Origin of the sequence: Synergistes jonesii (genome assembly GCF_000712295.1) — a bacterium.
GTDB classification, from domain to species: Bacteria; Synergistota; Synergistia; order Synergistales; family Synergistaceae; genus Synergistes; species Synergistes jonesii.
This window is the reverse complement of record NZ_JMKI01000026.1, coordinates 123461-141998: the sequence shown is the minus strand read 5'-3', so window position 1 is coordinate 141998 and position 18538 is coordinate 123461. Positions and strand designations below refer to the sequence as shown.

Here is an 18538-nt window from a genome sequence, read left to right as displayed (position 1 = left end):
GTCCAGCGCTGCATCGTCCATCAGATCCGTTACACGACAAAATTCGTCTCTTACAAGGACATTAAGGCTTTTATGAATGATTTGAAGGGTGTCTATCAGGCTCCTACACTGGAGCAGGCCGAGGAAGGGCTTGACAGACTTGAAGAGAAGTGGGGCTCGAAATACCCGTCTTCGGTAGCGAGCTGGCGGAACAACTGGCCTCAGTTATCCGCTTATTTCAAGTATCCCTATGAGCTGCGCCGGATGATCTATACGACAAACCAGATCGAGAACTACAACCGGCAGCTCAGGAAAGTGACAAAAACACGTACGATCTTCCCCTCAGACGACGCCCTTTTCAAGCTCCTTTATCTTGCGACGATGGACATCACTGAAAAGTGGACCGGCAGGGACAGGGACTGGAGTAAAATTCTGTCACAGCTGTGCATTTACTTTGAGGAACGCATAGAACCCGGAGATCTGGAATAGCCCTAAACGCCTATAAGAAAAGTCCGGGCTGCAGTCCATTGACAGCCCGGATAGCGTATGTCATTATGGTGATACTGAAGCAGTAACGGTAACCCTTTGATGTCTTACATCGATCCAGGGGCAAGGGGTTTACACAGAATAAGTTACACTACCTGTACGATCGCTCCGTTTCGGAAAACAAGGATCTGATCGGCAGAGCGGACCGTGCTCAAATGGTGGGCGATGACAAGAACCGTTCTGTTCTCCGCAAGTTCAGAGATGGCTTCCTGTATCAGCGCTTCGTTGACAGGGTCGACGTTGCTTGTGATTTCGTCAAGAAGCAATATCGGAGCGTCCTTCAGAAAAGCTCTTGCAATGGCAATCCGCTGTTTTTGCCCGCCGGAAAGCCCCGCGCCGTTTTCCCCGACAGACGTCTGATAGCCGTCGGGCAGCGAAAGAATAAAATCGTGGATCCTTGCTTTTTTTGCAGCCGTTATAATTTCATCCTTTGCTGCATTTGCTTTCCCGATGCGAATATTTCCTTCGATCGTGTCCGCAAAAAGCTGAACATTTTGCATTACGATACTCACAGAGCCAAGTAACTCATCGTAACTTATATTTCGCACATCGACATTCCCAATACTGATATTGCCGGCGTTCACATCCCAAAAGCGGAGTAGGAGGTTCGTCACGGTCGTTTTACCGGAGCCGGATTCGCCTACAAGGGCTGTGAGCGTACGCTCCGGCGTATGAAAAGAGATGTCCTTCATCGCAAATCCGCCGGTTTCATAAGAGAATCCGACCTTATCAAAGGTAATGGAAAATTCTGTCGGAGTTTCAGGATTCTTTGGCTCAATCACTGTGGGAGCTTCGGTGATTTTTTTGATTCTCACGAAGCTGTCCGTTACTTTGAGATAATTCATCCAATGCGTTTCCATCGCGATAAACGGCTTATAGAACTCTCTGCTTAAAATTACGAAAACCAAATAATCCATCACCGCTGCTTTTCTGCCGGCGACAAGCAATATTCCGGCGACGACCGTGACCCCAAAGGCAAGATCAATGAAGAAGCCGTATAATGAAAGAACTGCCGCTTTATTTTTTGAGGTAGTTTTGCTGCGCTCCCCGAAATCCGTCGCCGCAGCAGAAAGTTTTTTATCAAATTGCCTACTCTCGGAAAACGCTTTTAAGAGGGGAATTCCTCTCACATATTCCACAAACAGGCTCACCATATCGGAAAGCGCATTACCGGTTTCTTCCTCTAACTTATTAGCCTTTTTTAACCCTCGGGCAAGAAAGAAAAGGGCAAAGGGCAATAATACGAGCATGATCAAGGTCATCTTCGCATCCACAGAAAAAAGGAAGATGAGCAAAATAAGGGAAACGATAAAATCAGCGCACATCCTTGTCCACATGTGACCGACGACCATTTCCATATTATCCACGTCCTTATGAATAATGTTGCTGATTTCACCGAGCCGCTCGTTCGTGTAGAAGCCAAGCGAAAAAGTCTTCAAACGATATATGATTTTTGCTCTGATCTCGTATACTATGTCAAAGCCCGCGAAGTGTTTTTGTATGTCAGCAAACATGTTGCTCCCGCCTTTGATCAAAAGGCAGAGAACGAGCGTCAGCCAATAGATACGCATATCTGATTTTCCGATAAGAACAGCTTCTATTGCGTTAAGCACCAGCAGCATCATCGCCGTGCCCGATAGAGCGTAAATAACGAAACCTATGATACTTAACAGCAGGGAACGCTTTCCTCTGCCTGTGAGTGTGTTCCATATCTCTTTAATCACGCGTAGACGCCTCCTTTATATTCCAATGATCCACCTTGCTTTGGTCGTGCACCATTTTTTGATACAGCGTACAGTTTTCCATAAGTTCCCTATGCGTACCGCTGTTAACGATCGTACCTTTGTCCATGACCACAATTTGATCGGCATTCTTAATCGTATTCAGGTGATGTGCAATCGTGATGACCGTTTTATCGCGGCTCAGTTCTTCAATCGCCGCCTGTATATATGCTTCATTTTCCGTGTCCACCGCCGCCGTTGCCTCGTCCAGAATAATAATAGGAGCGTCTTTTAGAATCATGCGGGCTATGGATATCCGCTGTTTTTCCCCGCCGGAGAATTTCACGCCGGCTTCTCCGGCGGCCGTATCATAGCCGTTTGGAAGCGACATGATAAAATCATGAATCCGCGCTTTCTTTGCCGCAGATATGATTTCTTCTTTCGTCGCATTTGGCTTTCCGATGCGGATATTTTCCTCCATGCTCAAGTTGAATAAAAATACCTCCTGCTGAACGATGGAGAACAGAGAAGCGAGCTGTCTTTCTGAGAGTTTCTGTATATCTCTGCCATTCACAGAGATTATGCCTTTGTCCGGCTGCCAAAAGCCCATGAGAAGATTTGCAAGCGTGCTTTTGCCGCAGCCGGAAACTCCGACCAGCGCGTTTTTGCTCCCCTTTTTGAAAGTGAGATTGATATTTTGGAGCGTTCCCCGCTCGCCGTTATAAGCAAAATCCAAGCTCTTGATCTCAACGTCCCCATTAAAAACAGGGGCGCTCGTGGCGCATCTTTCTGGCGCATTAACATTCAGTATAGAACCGATCCCCGCCATCGCCTGATTGAATACAACGCCGTAATGCTGGAAGGTCGCAGCTTTTGCAATGGAAGAAGTAAAAGCTGCGCCTAAGGTAATGGAAAGGATGAATTTGGCGACGGATAATCCTCCTGAAGCTAAAAGCCACATTCCAAAGATCATGACCAAGACGACGCCGGATTCCATGAACAGATCGATCAGCCCGATAGGTACGCTGATGCCTGCCATGGATCTTTTGACCCAATACACATAATCCTTTGCCGCACGAATCGTTTTCTCGGTCTTGTCTTCTTCCTTGCCAAATGCTTTGATCACAGAAATATTCGAGACATATTCCATGAGATTTTCCTGCATTTCCTTTGTACTGTCAGAAAATATCTTAAAATTCCTTTTCCAGAGCGGAGCAGATACTGTTTTAGTAATCCACATGGGCGGAAGCCCCACAATCATTAGAAGTGCAAGCCTCCACTCAAGAAGAAGCATAATGAAAAAAATGACGGCGGGCAGCAATGTGGCTGACATGATTTCAGGCAGCCCGTGCGCAAGGTAGATTTCCACCTGTTCTACGTCGTGCTGAACAATATTTGTAAGATCTCCGGTTTTACGTTCCTGAAAAAATCCTAAAGACAGCTTTTTCAGATGTTCTATGATCTGTACGCGTAAATCCGTCAAAGAATTATATGCGGCTTCATGCGCTTTCCATACAGCCAGGTAGCCGCTGATTCCCTTAAGAGTAAAGCACAAAAGGATGCCGCCCGTATCGATGACGATTTCTTTTGCTGAAAGCCGATCTAAAAAAACAAGTCCGACCATGTGTATAATGAGAACCTGTGTAATAAGATCAAACAGCACTTTCAGGCAGAGCATGACGTTGGAAAGTCCGTTATTCGACTTGACTCGCCTGATCAGTTCTTTCTGGTTTGTCATAAGCATTCTCCTTGCATATTTCTTAAATTGAATATAAATTCAATTTTTGATGAAGAATTTTTTCCCTACTGCAACAGTGATTGCATTCGTTGTAGAGTTAAAATTTAATATTTAGAAAAGGAGGAGTATATTCATAAGGCGTTAACTCCCTCATAGTAGCACTTCGTCACAAGCCCAAGCATTGTGTGTGCAAACTCCCTGTTTTTATAGTGGCGCGCAACTTCTAAAATACTCTCCGCAAAGTTGCTGGCAAGGATGTGAAAAAGCATATCATTTCGCGCTTGAGATATCTTCGGAGCGAACCTCTTTTTGATGTGACGTTCTATTGAGCAAATCATTTTATCTTTTGAATCCTCGTACTTTGTTCCTTTACTCTTATCCATAAGAATGACAAAAATTTCATGCTTTTCAAGCAGATCGAGGAGATATTTCTCTGCAACATTTTTATATCTCTCCGATGGAAGCCCCGCAGCGCGTTCCTCTTCTTCCGTAATTTCATCGAAGTCCACATATATTGATGATGCAATCTTATCGAATAATTCTTCCTTATTTCTGAAATATGTGTAAATCAGACCGACTGGGATATGCGCTTTTTCCGCAATGTCCTGCATCTTTGCGCTTCGATAATCCTTTTCGTAGAAAACATCTATTCCCGCCTGAAAAATGCGGTCATGGATTTCTTCCTTTAAGACCTGCGGCATAGAAAATAAGCCTCCTTCTAAAACAGAATTCATATACAGAATTCTTATTCAGCATTAAATTACTATATCTTACTCTTAAAGTCAATACGTTTTTCTTACATGAGCATATGGGCAATGGGGCAGAGAAGCAATGTATTCTATGACTTTACAGAATTCAGGACTCTGCCAAGCAGCACTTCGGCGACTGGAATGGCGCCGAAGATGTCCGCGTACATCGGAACGCCTATCGCGGTCGCCAGTACCACTCCAAAGGGATTGCCGCCACCGAGTATCTACGAGACCGCGCTCTGCGGAATCCAGTTATGAATCAGCGCGCCCACCGCGACGTCGGCATGGAAATCTCCTCTGGAAAGCTTGAATGCCTTTTTGTCCGCCGCGTAGCAGAGGTTTGACAAACCTACATGTTGCCCTGTCAGAGGTATTCCATCTCATTGACGCATTATTTGACCCTTCGTATAATATAATTATCTTTTTGTTCTGTGCGCAGGCACCCACAAAGGAAGTGGTAATTTTTTCAGAGCTTATTTCAGCTACGGCAAGAATCAGCGGGACGAATATGCGTTTTTCTGCGGTTTGTTGACGAAGAATTGTGATAAAGCGGTTGTTGTACAAAGGAGGGGCTATGGGAATGAAAAAACGTTTTATATCTGTTTTGATGACCTTGTTGGCGCTATCGACGCTGTCAGCGTCGGCGTTTGCGGCAGAGGTGCGTACCGGGGCGAAACTTTACACGATAAACGATGACGGCATGCTTGAGTATAACGTCGTCTATTCCGCTGATATCAGTGAAGCGAAGGTCGTAGATAGGACGGGCAACGGTATCGACACCTTTGCAAAACTGAAGGAGGTTATGGGCGTAGCGGATGCGCCGGCGGCAGTTTTAAGTACCGACATTGGAGAGAGAACGCTTGGCAAAGCAGTAGTCGCCGATTTGGATTTCAACGACAGCGGCAAGGTTGCAAATGTCGTCATCAAAACAGTCCGGGATCGCCCTATCATAGGAATCTCGTGGAAAAGAGATGATATACGTTCAGATTATCAGGGCTTTGCCGAAGCATTTGAGCGTAATGGAGCGTTCGCGGTCTACCTGCCGCAAGTCAATAATGAAGAGGAAGCCAAGGCTGTTTTGTCAAAAATAAACGGCCTGTTCGAGACTGGTGGGGAAGACTGGAATCCGGCACTATACGATGAGAAGCAGACTCCGCACGGTTCCAGCGGATGGAACGACGCCCGTGACACTTCTGATATCAACCTGATGCGGCAGGCGGTTGCGCTGGATGTACCTATGTTGGCGGTTTGCCGCGGTGAGCAGGGATTTAACGTAGCGATGGGCGGCGGCCTGATCCAAGATATCCCCTATTACTTGGGACAGAAAGTTATTGCCGGCGAAATCGACGAGAGCCGCGTCACAGGTGTGCTGCAAGATACAGGCTATAGAAAGTGGAATGAGGACACGCAGACATACGAAAAAGTAGACTGTGCAGATGACCAGCATTATCGCGTCCAGATAGACGGACTGATTCACAGCGGCGGCAGCGGTTATCATAATCTTCAGTCCGGTGAGAACATCGGTATTCTCCCTGACTCAAAGTGGCTCTATGGCGTAATCGGAGCCACCTCGATGGATCTTGTCGCGACGGCGCACCATCAGGCAGTCAACCCGGAAAGACTGGGAGAAGGACTTACTATTGCCGCCTATTCATCTGACGGCATAGTGGAGGCGATAGAGCATCGCAGCAGCCTCTTTGCACTGGCGGTTCAGTGGCACCCGGAGCGGGACGCGCTGGGAGACACCCGTGGCGTGGATGTTGACCAGGATCAGTGCAACGCGCTGTTAGGCGCTCTCGTGAAGTACGCTGGCGTTCACGCTGACAGACAGTCTTCATCATCCTCATCTTCCGGATGCAACACGGGAGCTGCTGGAGTGATGTCGATACTTGCCATATCGGTGATCTTCGTTGTGAGAAAAAGAAAATAAATCTATTAAAAAATGTAGAGAAACTTGCCGGGTGTAAGGAGCTAAAAAATCAAATACATACGTTTACGTTGATATAATAGACATGATTGTGGCACACCGCGGATAGTTTTCGCAAGTTTTTGTAAACCTCTATCCCAATGTAAGATGATTACATGGTATAGAGGTTTTTCTTATGACAATGAAAAAGAAATTTCACGGAAGGCGGCTATACGTAAGTTTGTCCAGGGTTACCCTTTGAGAAAATCTAGAAGAGTTCGTAGAGAAGTGGGACGGCAAGTATATTAAGATTTGTATTTGTTTTTCAGCGCGCGGCGTGCGTTTTTTATTTTTTAGCCTTCCTCTCTGTTATGTGTTAAAATACCGCAAGTAAGGGATTTTGCTTTGAAAGAAGTGTGACCTCTATGCTGCGCTGCACCAAGATGAACGGCAACGGCAACGACTTTTTCGTTGTGGACAACATGTCTCTTGAGATAAGGGGCGAAGGGTTTTCCCGCCTTGCGCGCAGATTGTGCCGCAGGCGCGAATCTCTGGGAGCCGACGGGATTCTTGTCGCAGAGCCGTCGCAGTGCGCCGATTTCAAGATGCGCCTCTTCAACAGCGACGGCAGCGAAGGGGAGATGTGCGGCAACGGCGCGCGCTGCATCGCGCGCTTCGCGTATGAGAAGGGCATAGCTCCGTCGGCCGATATGACCTTTGAAACGCTCGGCGGAAACGTCCGTGCGGTCGTGAGCGGCAAGCGTGCGGCACTCGACTTAGCGCCGGTCGATATCTCGGGCGTCGTTAAAGACGCGTGCGTCACGGCCGGCGGAGGCGATTTCCAGTACGTTTTTCTTACGGTCGGTGTGCCTCATGCCGTCATTTTCGAAAAGGAACACAGCCGTTCCTTCGCAGATTACGCTCCGCTGGGGCGTGAGATTCGCCGCAGGTCGGACCTCTTTCCTGAGGGCACGAACGTGGATTTCATTGCCTTGGGCGGCAGGTGCGGGACTATCGACGTTATGACCTACGAGCGCGGCGTCGAAGATATGACGCTCTCCTGCGGCACGGGCTCGGTGGCGGGCGCCATAGCCGCGAATCTGCTGGGGATCGCCGGGCCGCGCGTCGAGGTCATAAATCCAGGAGGAGTCAACGTCGTAACGCTCGACTTCTCCGAAAGGGGAAAGGTCTATCCCAAACTCGAAGGCGCTGCCGCGATGCTCGCGGAGATCACATTTCTGCCCGAAGCGCTTTGCTGATATATTATTTTTACGATGTCTTATGGGAGGTAATTTCATTGGCTAAACCGTGGTGGCGCGAAACAGTCGAGACCGTGCTCTGGGCCGTCGTCCTTGCTCTTATCCTTCGTACCTTTGTCATTCAGGCTTTTTGGATTCCCAGTGGCTCGATGATTCCGACCCTTGAAATAGGCGACCGCGTACTCGTTTTGAAATTCTGGTACAATATGCCGAGCGTCGACCCCAAACGCGGCGACATCATAGTATTCAAATACCCTATAGACCCGAGGCGGGACTTCGTAAAGCGCATCATCGGACTGCCCGGCGACAGGATAGAAATGAAGAACGGCTCAGTTTACGTGAATGACAATGAGCTCTTCGAACCGTATGTGAAAAACACCGACACTTATAACATGGCCGCGTTGACGGTGCCGGATAAGAATTATTTCTGCCTGGGCGACAACAGGCCGAATTCGCAGGATGGACGCTTCTGGGGCTTCGTCCCAGCAAACTTTATAAAGGGGCCGGCGGTCTTCAGATATTGGCCGCTGACTCGAATAGGACTTCTCGATTAAATGCCGCGGACGGTCTGGTACCCCGGGCATATGGCGAAGGGCAGGCGCCGGCTTGAGGATCTTGCCGCGAACATCGACCTGCTGATCGAAGTGCGCGACGCGCGGGCGCCGCGCCTTACCTCCTCTCCGATATTACCGCTCTTCGCCAGTAGGATAAAGACCGTAGTAGTGCTTTCGAAGGCCGACCTCGCAGAGGAGCGCGTGACGAAGCTGTGGCGCGAGGAATTGAAGCGTGAGGGATTCGCGTCGTTCGCGCTTGATCTGCGCAGCGGGGGCATGCAGAGGATATCAAAGAGTCTGCTTGCCGAAAAACCCTCTTTCCGCGACTTGCGGGTCGCGGTGGTGGGGATTCCCAACGTCGGCAAATCGACGCTGATAAATCAGCTCGTAGGACGCAGGGCGGCCCCCGTCGGCGGAATACCGGGGATAACTAAGGGCGTTTCCTGGTTCTCCGGCAGCGGTTTTCTTCTTGCGGACTCGCCGGGCATACTCGACCCGCACGGCGACGCAAGGGCTCACAGGCTGATGTCGTGGATAGGTTCCTCCCGCGGTCAGGTGATAGGCGACATCGAAGAGCACGCGAAGGAATGCATCGCCTTTCTGATTTCAAAAAACCTCTGGCGCGGCGTTGAAGGCGCGTGGAGTGTGAAGGCCTGTGGAACTCCGTTCGAGATACTGGAAAATATAGGCCGCAGGCTCGGCAAATTAAAGTCCGGCGGCGTGGTCGACGCCGAAGGCGCAGGACGCGTCTTTCTTGATTCCTTCGCGTCGGGCAAGTTCGGACGTATGAGCCTTGAGGCGCCGGGAGACGCGCCGCTTTGGGAGGAGCTTTGAACGATTCCCTTATAATCGCCGGGACCGACGAGGCCGGCAGAGGGCCGCTCGCCGGGCCGGTGATAGCGGCCGCGGCGATAGTTGCGAAGGAACAGCGCGAGTTGTTGCTCGCCGCGGGGCTGCGCGATTCGAAAAAGCTAAGCGCTAAGCGGCGTGAAGAACTATTCGCACTTATCCGCGGCAGTGGAGTAGTATGGCGCGCGCAGGCTTGCGGCGCGGCGGTGATCGACAGGGTAAATATCCTGCAAGCATCGCTCTGGTGTATGAAACGTTCGATAGAAAAACTGCCCATAAAGCCCTCTCTGATACTCGTCGACGGTAACAGAAATATACCGGAGCTGGGCATCCCGCAGAAAACGATCATAGGCGGCGACGATGTCGTTCCGGCGATCGCCGCGGCGTCGGTGATCGCGAAGGTGCTGCGCGACCGGGTCATGGAGATAATGGATAAGGTGTATCCCGACTATCAGTTCGCAAAGCATAAGGGCTATCCCAGCGCGCTGCACAAAAGCCTGATAGCGCGTTGGGGCCCGTCTCCCATACATAGACTTTCTTTCAGAGGGGTGAAAACCGAATGCTGAAGCGCTCTTTTAAAAACGCTGTGAGGCTCGACGAAAAGCACGCCGCTGAGAGGCGCGCGAAAAATTTGAGCGGACGTCCCGCGCCCAAAGCGGAGCACTTGGCTATGGGCGCATGCGGCGAAGATATTGCAGCCGACTACCTTTCGAAAAGCGGATTTGAAATATTGGGCAGAAACGTCCGCGTCGGGCATTACGAAATAGACATAGTGGCCAAGGAAAAGAGCGAAATAGTCTTTGCCGAGGTGCGCACGCGCGGCGAAGGCTGGATGATGTCCGCGGAAGAGAGCGTCGGGCCTAAGAAAATCGCCAATCTGATTTCGGCCGGGCGCATCTGGACGCAGGAGCGCGGCTACGGCGGCTTCTGGCGCATAGATCTACTTGCGATAACGCTTTCTGCGGATGGCGGAGAGCCTCTTATAGAGCATCTGCGCGACATAACGGAGCCGATAAAATGAACAACGTCTGCGGCCTGACGCTTCGCGGCGTGAAGGGCGTCGCGGTCGAAGTGGAAGTCGAAATAACGGGCGGGCTTTTCTCGATCTCGGTAGTCGGGCTCGCCGACACGGCGGTCAAGGAGGCCAGAGAGAGGGTAAGGGCCGCTCTGCGCGCCTCCGGCGTGAACATGCGCGGGCGCGTTGCAATAAATCTCGCGCCCGCCGACGTCCCGAAGGAGGGGGCGCTGCTCGACCTGCCCATCGCGGTCGCCGTAGCGTCAGCGGCAGGATACGTTACCCTTAAGAAACGTTCTCTCTTCATCGGCGAGCTCGCGCTCGACGGACGACTGCGCGCCGTCAGGGGCGCGGTGCCGGCGGCTTTTTTCGCTAAGGAAAACGATATAGAGCTCTTCCTGCCGGCGAAAAACGCCGACGAAGTTTCTTTGGTCGAAGGAGCGCGCGCTTACGCCGTTTCTTCGCTGCCGGAGCTCTTCGCCCACCTTCGCGGCGAGAAAAGGCTCAAAGAGCTGCAAACGCGCAGCATCGACAGCCTTCCTGGCCCGCCGGACCCCGATTTCGCCGACATAAAGGGACAGGCGGCGGCGAAGCGCGCGCTGGAGATAGCGGCGGCGGGGCATCATAATATTTTGTTCATAGGTTCCCCCGGCTCGGGAAAAACGCTGTTGGCCCGCGCACTGAAGGGGATACTTCCTCCCCTTTCAGACGAGGAGCTGATGGAGGTCATCCTGCTCAGAAGCACCGCGGGGCTGCCCTTCGAGCTTTCGCGCGAGCGCCCCTTCCGTTCCGTGCATCACACCGCGAGCGCGGTCGCGATATGCGGCGGAGGCTCTTCGCTGCGCCCCGGCGAGATAAGCCTAGCGTCGCGCGGCGTGCTCTTTCTCGACGAATTCCCGGAATTCCAGCGCGACGTGATAGAAGCGCTGCGTCAGCCGCTTGAGGATGGTTCGATAACCGTCAGCCGCGCTTCCGGCAGCGTAGTCTACCCCGCGAAGGTGCTGATGGTCGCCGCGTGCAACCCCTGCCCCTGCGGCTATGCCGGCGACAGCGAGAGGCGCTGTAGCTGCTCTCCCTTCGCGATTGAAAGGTACAGAAGAAAATTATCCGGCCCGATACTCGACAGGATAGACCTCCACGTAGCGGTGCCGCGCCTTCTGCCCGAAGAGCTCGTATCCCTGGGAAGCAGCGGAGCGGAAAAAAGCGAAACTATTCGCGGCCGCGTCGCCGCCGCGAGAGAGATTCAACAGAAGCGCTGGGCTTCTTTCGGCTTTCAGTGCAACTCCGAGATTCCGGAGAAATTCCTGCTCAAAAACGCCTCAATGAAGGCGGAGGTGCGCCAGTTTATCCTCAGGTCGCTCAAAGACGTGAAGCTTTCCGGACGCGGCCTCGCGCGCGTGCTGCGAGTCTCGCGCACGATAGCGGATCTTGAAGGCTCGCCGCAGATAGGCGTCGCCCACGTCGCCGAGGCCATCAGTTACAGAGAGGGGGAGGCTACGGCATGGATGAGCGCGTGAAGATGCTGATGCTGCTCAATTATATAAACGCCGGCGCCGCAGTCCTCGCAAAATTCCTCATGTCGGGCGCCGAGGCGCGCGAACTGTGGGAGCCCGGCAAGGCCGACGTTGCGAAGGAAGCGGTCGGAGAGAAGGGGCTCGCGCGCCTCCGCGCCGCAAATAACGAAGCGTGGGCCGAGCGCGAATTCGAACGCGCTCAGAAGTCCGCCGTGACGCTGATCTTCATCGAAGGAGGCGACTACCCGGAGGAGCTCGGCGAACTGAAAAACGCGCCGTTAATGCTATATTTTAAGGGAAACATCGAAAAGCTGCGCAGAAGGCCGAGGGTCGGCGTTGTGGGGACTCGCAGGATGAGCTCCTACGGCAGGGCCGTCGCCCGCGGGGTCGGTAGGTTGTGCGCCGAATACGGAATGCCGCTCGTAAGCGGCGGCGCGTGGGGGGTCGACGGCGAATCGCAGCGCGCCTGCTGCGAAAACGGCGGAGACACCTTCGCGGTGCTCGGTACAGGCGTCGATGTCGCTTATCCGCAGTCGAACGCGGAGCTTTTCCGCAAAATATCGGAAGAGGGCGCCCTCATATCGGAATTTCCTCTCGGCTCAGGCGGCGAGCCGTGGCACTTTCCGCAGAGGAACCGCATCATAGCGGCGCTTTCGGAAAAGCTCGTCGTAGTCGAAGCCCCTTTCAAAAGCGGCTCGATGATAACCGCGCGCATCGCCCTCGAACTTGGAAGGGAGATATGGGCGGTCCCGGGACAGATAGGCAGTTACAATTCGGAGGGGACGAACAGGCTGATATTCGACGGCGCCTTCCCCTATATATCGGACGAAGCATTCATGACGGCCTGCGGGATCGAGCCGGCAAAACGGAAAGGCGCGCCCGCCGCGGAGCCCGCGGACCTTTCCGCCGAAGATAGAAAGATATTGGCCGCTTTGAAGGAAAACGGAGAGACAACGATTGACAACCTTTCGATCTCGGTTAAAATGGGCGCGTCAGATTTATTGAAGAACATCGCGCTGCTTTCGGCAAAGGGGCTCGTCTTCATGTCGGCCCCGGGACGCTACAGCATAAGACGCAAGTTGTGAGAAATGAGGTGCACCGCGGATGCCCGCTAAAAAAAATACAGAGGACGACGGCGCAAAGAAAGAGATAAAGAAAAGCGCAGGCAAAAGTGCTAAAAAGAAGGAGACGGCGCCGGAAAAAAAGACGGCGAAGGCCGCCGCTAAAAAAGCCGCTCCGGGCGCGAAAAGCGCCGCAGCGCAGGCCTCTATTGAGAAAAAAGCTCTCAAAAGAGCCTCGGCCAAAGCCCCCGCCAGGAAAAGCGGGGCAAAATTCGCCGCGTACGGCGGGAAGACCCTCGTCGTCGTCGAATCTCCGGCGAAGGCAAGGACTCTGGAAAAGATACTCGGCCCGAAATACAGGGTCTTGGCGAGCGTCGGCCATGTGCTCGACCTACCTAAGGGACGCCTCGCAATAGACGTGGAGCACGGCTTCGAGCCGGAATATATACAGGTGCGCGGCAAGGCCGACCTGATAAAAACGCTTAAAGGAGCGTCGGCCGCAAGCGCCTATACGATCCTCGCCTCCGACCCCGACCGTGAGGGGGAGGCTATCGCCTGGCATCTCGCGACCCTGCTCGGCATCGAGACCGACAGGCGCTGCCGCATCAGAATGCACGAGATAACTGAGCGCGGCGTCAAGAGTGCCATCTCGGAGCCCGACGTCATAAATATGAAGCTCGTCGAAGCCCAGCAGGCTCGTAGAGTGCTCGACCGCCTTGTAGGCTATGAGCTGAGCCCTTTGCTTTGGTATAAAGTGCAGCGCGGACTTTCTGCGGGGCGGGTGCAGTCCGTAGCGCTGCGCATAGTCTGCGAGCGCGAAGAGGAGATAGAGCGCTTCATCCCGGAAGAATACTGGCTCATAGATGTGGAAGCAGAAAGCGCCGACGGCAGGCAGTACAAGCTTCGCGTCGAAAAGTATAAAAACAAAACCTTCACAATTGCAAACGAAGAGGAAGCTCTTAAAGTCGAGCGCGAGATCAGGGCCGGTACGCTCGTCGTCGACGACTTTTCAACGAAAGAAAGCGGACGCGAACCGAACCCGCCCTTCAGAACTAGCACTCTTCAGCAGGAGGCCTCGCGCCGTCTCGGCTTTGCGCCGAAGCGCACGATGAGGGTGGCTCAGAGTCTCTACGAAGGCGTCGACATACCGGGACGCGGCCCTACCGGCCTCATCACCTACATGCGCACCGACAGCCTGCGCCTTGCGCCGGAGGCCCTCGAGGCTTCGCGCTCATTCATAGCGGCCGCCTTCGGCGAAAAATATCTTCCCGAGAGGCCGAGAGAGTATGCGCCGAAGGGGCGGGCGCAGGACGCCCACGAAGCGATCCGCGCGACTGACGCGTCGCTTTCTCCGGAATCGATAAAGGATCACCTGACGGCCGAGCAGTTCAGGCTTTACGAGCTTATCTGGAGCCGCTTCATCGCCAGCCAGATGCGCGATGCGAAAGTCGCGCGCACCAATCTGATATGCTCGTCGGCCGATTACCAGATGAAACAGTCCGGCGCCGTCGTCACCTTCGACGGCTGGGGGCGCGTCTATCCGCTCGGCGTAAAGGACGTGGCTATGGAGCCGGCGGTCGTCGGCGAAGAGCTTTCCGTAACGGAAGTAACGAGAGAACAGAAATTCACGCAGCCTCAGCCGCGCTACACGGAGGCGGGGCTCGTCAAGATACTTGAAGAAAAGGGCATAGGGCGTCCGTCGACCTACGCTACGATAATAGACACGCTCTCGCTGCGCGGCTACGTCGAGCGCGGCGAGGAGGACAAGCGGCTCGTGCCGACGAAGCTGGGACGCGTCGTAAACGATTTCTTAGTAAGATACTTCCCTTCGATAATAAATGAGGGCTTCACGGCGAATATGGAGAAAGAGCTCGACCAAGTCGAATCCGGCGGCGTCGAATGGAAAAAGCTCGTTTCGGGCTTCTGGGACGAATTCAAGCCGAAGGTCGACGACGTCTCGGAGAACGCCGAAAGTATGAGACCGGAACCGGAGAAGATAGGCGAAAGCTGCCCGGAGTGCGGCAAGGACCTCGTGATAAAGCGCGGGCGCTTCGGCGAATTCATAGCCTGCAGCGGCTATCCCGAATGCAAGTACACGAGGAAGATAGTCAAATCGACCGGCATAAAATGCCCGAAGTGCGGCGAAGGGGAGCTCGTCCGCCGCAGAGCCTCCAAGGGCAAGACGGCGGGGCGCTTCTTCTACGGCTGCACGCGCTACCCTGAATGCGACTACGTGTCGTGGAAGAAGCCTGGCAAGGAGGGGGCCGCGGCCGAACAGCCGCAGGAAACGAATGACGGCGACATGTAGCGGAGAAGTGATAATCGCCGGCGGCGGCCTCGCCGGCTCAGAGGCGGCCTGGCAGCTTGCCGCGCGCGGCGTCCAGGTCAGGCTGTACGAGATGCGCCCAGGCAAAATGACGCCGGCGCACGAAACGCCGCTGCTCGCGGAACTGGTCTGCAGCAATTCGCTCGGCGGCGAGAGGACGACGACGCCGGCCGGTATCCTGAAGGCGGAACTTTCGCGCATGGACAGTTTGATAATGAAGTGCGCGGAAGAGAGCAGAGTCCCAGCCGGAAATGCGCTTGCGGTCGACAGGAACGCCTTCGCGCGCCTTGTAAACGACCTCGTATCGGAGCATCCGAACGTAGAAGTCGTACGCAAAGAGCTGACGGAAATTCCGCGCGAGCCGGCGATAATCGCGACTGGGCCTTTAACGAGCGACGCTATGGCGAAGGCTATCTCCGAGCTCACTGGAGAAAAATTTTTATACTTCTTCGACGCTGTCGCGCCTATAGTGGACATATCGACCGTCGATATGACTAAGGCCTTTCGTGCAAACCGCTACGGCACGGAGGGGGATTACATAAACTGCCCGATGAACAAAGAGGAGTACGCGCTCTTCTGGCGTGAGCTGGTGAACGCCGAGACCGCGCCGCGGCACAGCTTCGAAGAGGAGGGAGCCCGCCGATTCGAGGGCTGTCTTCCGGTCGAGGTGATAGCGAAGCGCGGGGAGCAGACGCTGCTCTATGGCCCGCTGCGTCCCGTCGGCTTCAGGGACGCGAACGCCGGCGCCGAGCCCTACGCGGTAGTCCAGCTGCGGCAGGACAACAACGAGGGGACTCTTTACAACATCGTCGGCTTCCAGACTAATTTGAAGTGGGGGGAGCAGGAGAGGGTCTTCCGCCTCATCCCCGCGCTGCGTAACGCGGAGTTCGTCCGCAAGGGAGTCATGCACAGAAATCTTTTCGTATGCGCGCCCGAGGCGCTCGACGCAAAACTCCGCTTTCGCGGGCGCGAAGCCCTATATTTAGCCGGGCAGGCCTCTGGCGTCGAAGGCTACATGGAAAGCACGGCGACGGGGCTCGCCGCCGCGCTCTTCGCCTATGCCGGTATCCGCGGACTGCCTGATTTCTCCTTCCCTCGCGAGACTGCCGTCGGCTCTCTGATAAATTACCTTCAGAGCGCGCTGCCCGAGGCCTTCCAGCCTATGAACGTTAACCTGGGAATATTCCCCAAGCTCTCCGGCAGAAAAATCTATAAGCGCACCGAACGTTGCCAGGCCTACGCGTCGCGCTCTGCCGCGGCGCTTGAAAAGTTCATCGCGGGAAACGCCGGGCTCTTCGAAAAAAACGACCCAAGCCTTTGATTTGCCGCGCTGCCAAGGCGCGTCTTCAACCGGAATCCCGTAAAATAACTTAAAGTATACTCGTGAATAAAAATAAAACGCATATACGCATATGCCGCACAACTTTGTTAAATGGTGCGCATTGTACAGTTACTTGTGAATTTTCTTAAAATTTCCCTTGATATTTACAATTTTCCTGCTACAATACCCATCATGAAAGAAGATATATCGGAAAGCATCGAATCATATATCGAATATCTGGAATCGCAGGGAAAGTCAAAGCACACTACGATAAACTACAGGGTAGACCTTAATCATTTCAAGGAATACCTCTTAAACCAGCAGATCGTAAATGTGCGCGACGTGGATACTCGTTCGATAAGGATATTTTTGAGCAGCATACTTGGCTTCGGCGAAGCGAAGAGCTCCGCGTCAAGGAGGCTTTCGGCGGTGCGCGGCTTTACGGCGTGGCTTTTCGCGAATGGAAAAGCGAATCGCGACCCTTCGCTGGGGCTGAAAGGTCCTAAAAAAAGCGAGGCCGTCCCGCGTGCGCTCTCTTTCGAGCAGACTATGAAGCTTATCAACGAAGGCTTCGACGAGAAATCGAAGAGCTTCGCGCGCGACAGGCTTCTGCTTGAAATGATGTACGGCTCGGGGCTGCGCGTCTCCGAGGTGATCGGGCTCGACTGGGACAAGGTAGAGCTTGAAGAGCGCATGTTGCGGATAATGGGCAAGGGATCGAAGGAACGCCTCGTGCCCTTCGGCGTTCCGCAGCAGAGGCACCTTTCCGAGTGGAGGGACGTCAGCTGCGTCGATACGAAGGCGCCCGTCTTTCCTTCGGCCAACGGCAAGGGGCGGCTCACGGTGCGCACGGTAGACAGGGTGGTGCTGCGAGCGGCGGCGCGCGTGGGGCTGCACGGCGTGACGCCCCATACGCTGCGCCACTGCTGCGCCACTCATATGCTGGAAAAGGGCGCGCCGCTGAGATTCGTGCAGGAGATGCTCGGACACGAGAGCATCGCGGCCACGCAGCGCTACCTCGCGATAACGACCGAGCAGGTGAAGAAAAGCTATCTGGACGCACATCCGATAGCGCTTGAAAAGAGAAAAGCTGACGTGATTTTTCACGGCTGATGCGGAAGGAAAATAGGATAAGAAGAAGATCAGGAGGCATTTTACGAGATGGAAACACCGAAGGAATTAATTGAGAACAGACCCAAGATAATGAACCAGTCTGCGATGCAGGATCTGCTTGAGAAGACGAGAGTCGTCAGCCGCGTGCTGCAGGCGAGAAAAGACCACGCTATGCCGGATTACCCGAAACTTTCGCGCCTTATGTCGGACCTGTCGGCCGCCAACGTCTACGTTATAGATAAAGAGGGAAAAATCCTCGGCTACGCATGGATCAGCGAATACGACTGCCCGATAATGTCCGACATTCTTATAAAGGGCTCTATGCCGGCTCAGTATGCCGAAAAGGTCAACCAGTTCCACGAATCGGTGCTAAACCACACCGACCACGGGCTCTGCGCCTACGCCGATCAGCCCTGCGCCTATTCGAATAAGCACGTACTGATAGTTCCCATCAACGGCGCCGGCGAGAGGCTCGGCACTCTGATACTCGCGCGCTTCGGCTGTCCTTTCGACACGAGGGACCTGGTCCTCGCCGAATATCTTTCGACTGTGGTCGGGCTTGAAATACTGAACGACCGCGGCAAATCGATCGAAGAGCGCGGACGCGAACGCCTCGTCGTACAGATGGCCATGCGCGCGCTCTCCTATTCCGAGGTAGAATCCGTCCGCCATATAATAGAGGACCTCGGCGGCCCAGAGGGCGTAGTGATCGCCAGCAAAGTGGCGGACCGCGTCGGCGTCACGAGAAGCGTTATAGTCAACGCTTTGAGGAAGCTTGGAAGCGCTAGTATAATAGAAAGCAGAAGCCTGGGGATGAAGGGAACTTATATCAAGGTGCTGAGCCCGCTCTTCCTTGAAGAGCTCGGCATAGCCGCAAAATAGCGCGA

At 53.8% G+C, this 18538-nt stretch carries 16 protein-coding genes; 13 read left to right on the top strand and 3 right to left on the bottom strand.

What is annotated here, in order from left to right:
- A partial coding sequence (locus EH55_RS06090) for an IS256 family transposase (RefSeq protein WP_037975728.1) occupies positions 1-468 on the top strand: 468 nt, incomplete at its 5' end.
- A gap of 143 nt (positions 469-611) precedes the next feature.
- Here the strand turns inward: EH55_RS06090 and EH55_RS06085 are convergent.
- From EH55_RS06085 to EH55_RS06075, 3 genes are all read right to left on the bottom strand, one after another.
- A complete protein-coding gene (locus EH55_RS06085; RefSeq protein ID WP_081839460.1) occupies positions 612-2249 on the bottom strand; it encodes an ABC transporter ATP-binding protein in 1638 nt (545 codons plus the stop codon).
- Positions 2242-3984 carry an ABC transporter ATP-binding protein gene (locus tag EH55_RS06080; protein WP_037975724.1) on the bottom strand — a complete coding sequence of 581 codons (1743 nt, stop codon included), beginning with the start codon at positions 3982-3984 and terminating at the stop codon, positions 2242-2244. The genes EH55_RS06085 and EH55_RS06080 overlap by 8 nt, the downstream gene beginning before the upstream one ends.
- Positions 3985-4115: 131 nt before the next feature.
- A complete protein-coding gene (locus EH55_RS06075) occupies positions 4116-4685 on the bottom strand; it encodes a TetR/AcrR family transcriptional regulator (protein WP_037975723.1) in 570 nt (189 codons plus the stop codon).
- Between the two features lie 628 nt (positions 4686-5313).
- On the opposite strand from EH55_RS06075, the gene EH55_RS06070 reads away from it, so the two are divergent.
- From EH55_RS06070 to codY, 12 genes are all read left to right on the top strand, one after another.
- On the top strand, positions 5314-6663 hold the full coding sequence (locus tag EH55_RS06070; RefSeq protein ID WP_037975720.1) for a gamma-glutamyl-gamma-aminobutyrate hydrolase family protein: 1350 nt from the start codon (positions 5314-5316) through the stop codon (positions 6661-6663).
- 401 nt (positions 6664-7064) lie between these two features.
- A complete protein-coding gene (gene dapF, locus EH55_RS06065; protein WP_037975718.1) occupies positions 7065-7898 on the top strand; it encodes a diaminopimelate epimerase in 834 nt (277 codons plus the stop codon).
- A 38-nt stretch (positions 7899-7936) separates the two neighbouring features.
- Positions 7937-8452: a signal peptidase I gene (gene lepB / locus EH55_RS06060; RefSeq protein ID WP_037975716.1), complete on the top strand. Its 516-nt coding sequence runs from the start codon at positions 7937-7939 to the stop codon at positions 8450-8452.
- Positions 8453-9286: a YlqF/YawG family GTPase gene (locus EH55_RS06055; protein ID WP_037975714.1), complete on the top strand. Its 834-nt coding sequence runs from the start codon at positions 8453-8455 to the stop codon at positions 9284-9286.
- Positions 9283-9867 (top strand): ribonuclease HII, encoded by a 585-nt coding sequence (locus EH55_RS06050; protein ID WP_037975712.1) that lies wholly within the window; start codon positions 9283-9285, stop codon positions 9865-9867. Before EH55_RS06055 ends, EH55_RS06050 begins: the two co-directional genes overlap by 4 nt.
- On the top strand, positions 9861-10322 hold the full coding sequence (locus EH55_RS06045; protein WP_051682692.1) for a YraN family protein: 462 nt from the start codon (positions 9861-9863) through the stop codon (positions 10320-10322). Before EH55_RS06050 ends, EH55_RS06045 begins: the two co-directional genes overlap by 7 nt.
- On the top strand, positions 10319-11833 hold the full coding sequence (locus EH55_RS06040) for a YifB family Mg chelatase-like AAA ATPase (RefSeq protein WP_037975709.1): 1515 nt from the start codon (positions 10319-10321) through the stop codon (positions 11831-11833). The genes EH55_RS06045 and EH55_RS06040 overlap by 4 nt, the downstream gene beginning before the upstream one ends.
- On the top strand, positions 11818-12915 hold the full coding sequence (dprA, locus tag EH55_RS06035) for a DNA-processing protein DprA (RefSeq protein ID WP_037975706.1): 1098 nt from the start codon (positions 11818-11820) through the stop codon (positions 12913-12915). Before EH55_RS06040 ends, dprA begins: the two co-directional genes overlap by 16 nt.
- 19 nt (positions 12916-12934) lie before the next feature.
- Entirely contained in the window at positions 12935-15199 is a 2265-nt protein-coding gene (topA, locus tag EH55_RS06030) for a type I DNA topoisomerase (RefSeq protein ID WP_037975704.1), read from the top strand.
- Positions 15183-16538, top strand: coding sequence for a methylenetetrahydrofolate--tRNA-(uracil(54)-C(5))-methyltransferase (FADH(2)-oxidizing) TrmFO (gene trmFO / locus EH55_RS06025; RefSeq protein ID WP_037975702.1), 1356 nt, complete (start codon positions 15183-15185; stop codon positions 16536-16538). Before topA ends, trmFO begins: the two co-directional genes overlap by 17 nt.
- A gap of 192 nt (positions 16539-16730) precedes the next feature.
- Positions 16731-17651 carry a tyrosine-type recombinase/integrase gene (locus tag EH55_RS06020; RefSeq protein ID WP_037975772.1) on the top strand — a complete coding sequence of 307 codons (921 nt, stop codon included), beginning with the start codon at positions 16731-16733 and terminating at the stop codon, positions 17649-17651.
- A gap of 48 nt (positions 17652-17699) precedes the next feature.
- Positions 17700-18533 (top strand): GTP-sensing pleiotropic transcriptional regulator CodY, encoded by an 834-nt coding sequence (codY, locus tag EH55_RS06015; protein ID WP_037975700.1) that lies wholly within the window; start codon positions 17700-17702, stop codon positions 18531-18533.
- The last annotated feature ends 5 nt before the right edge of the window (positions 18534-18538 follow it).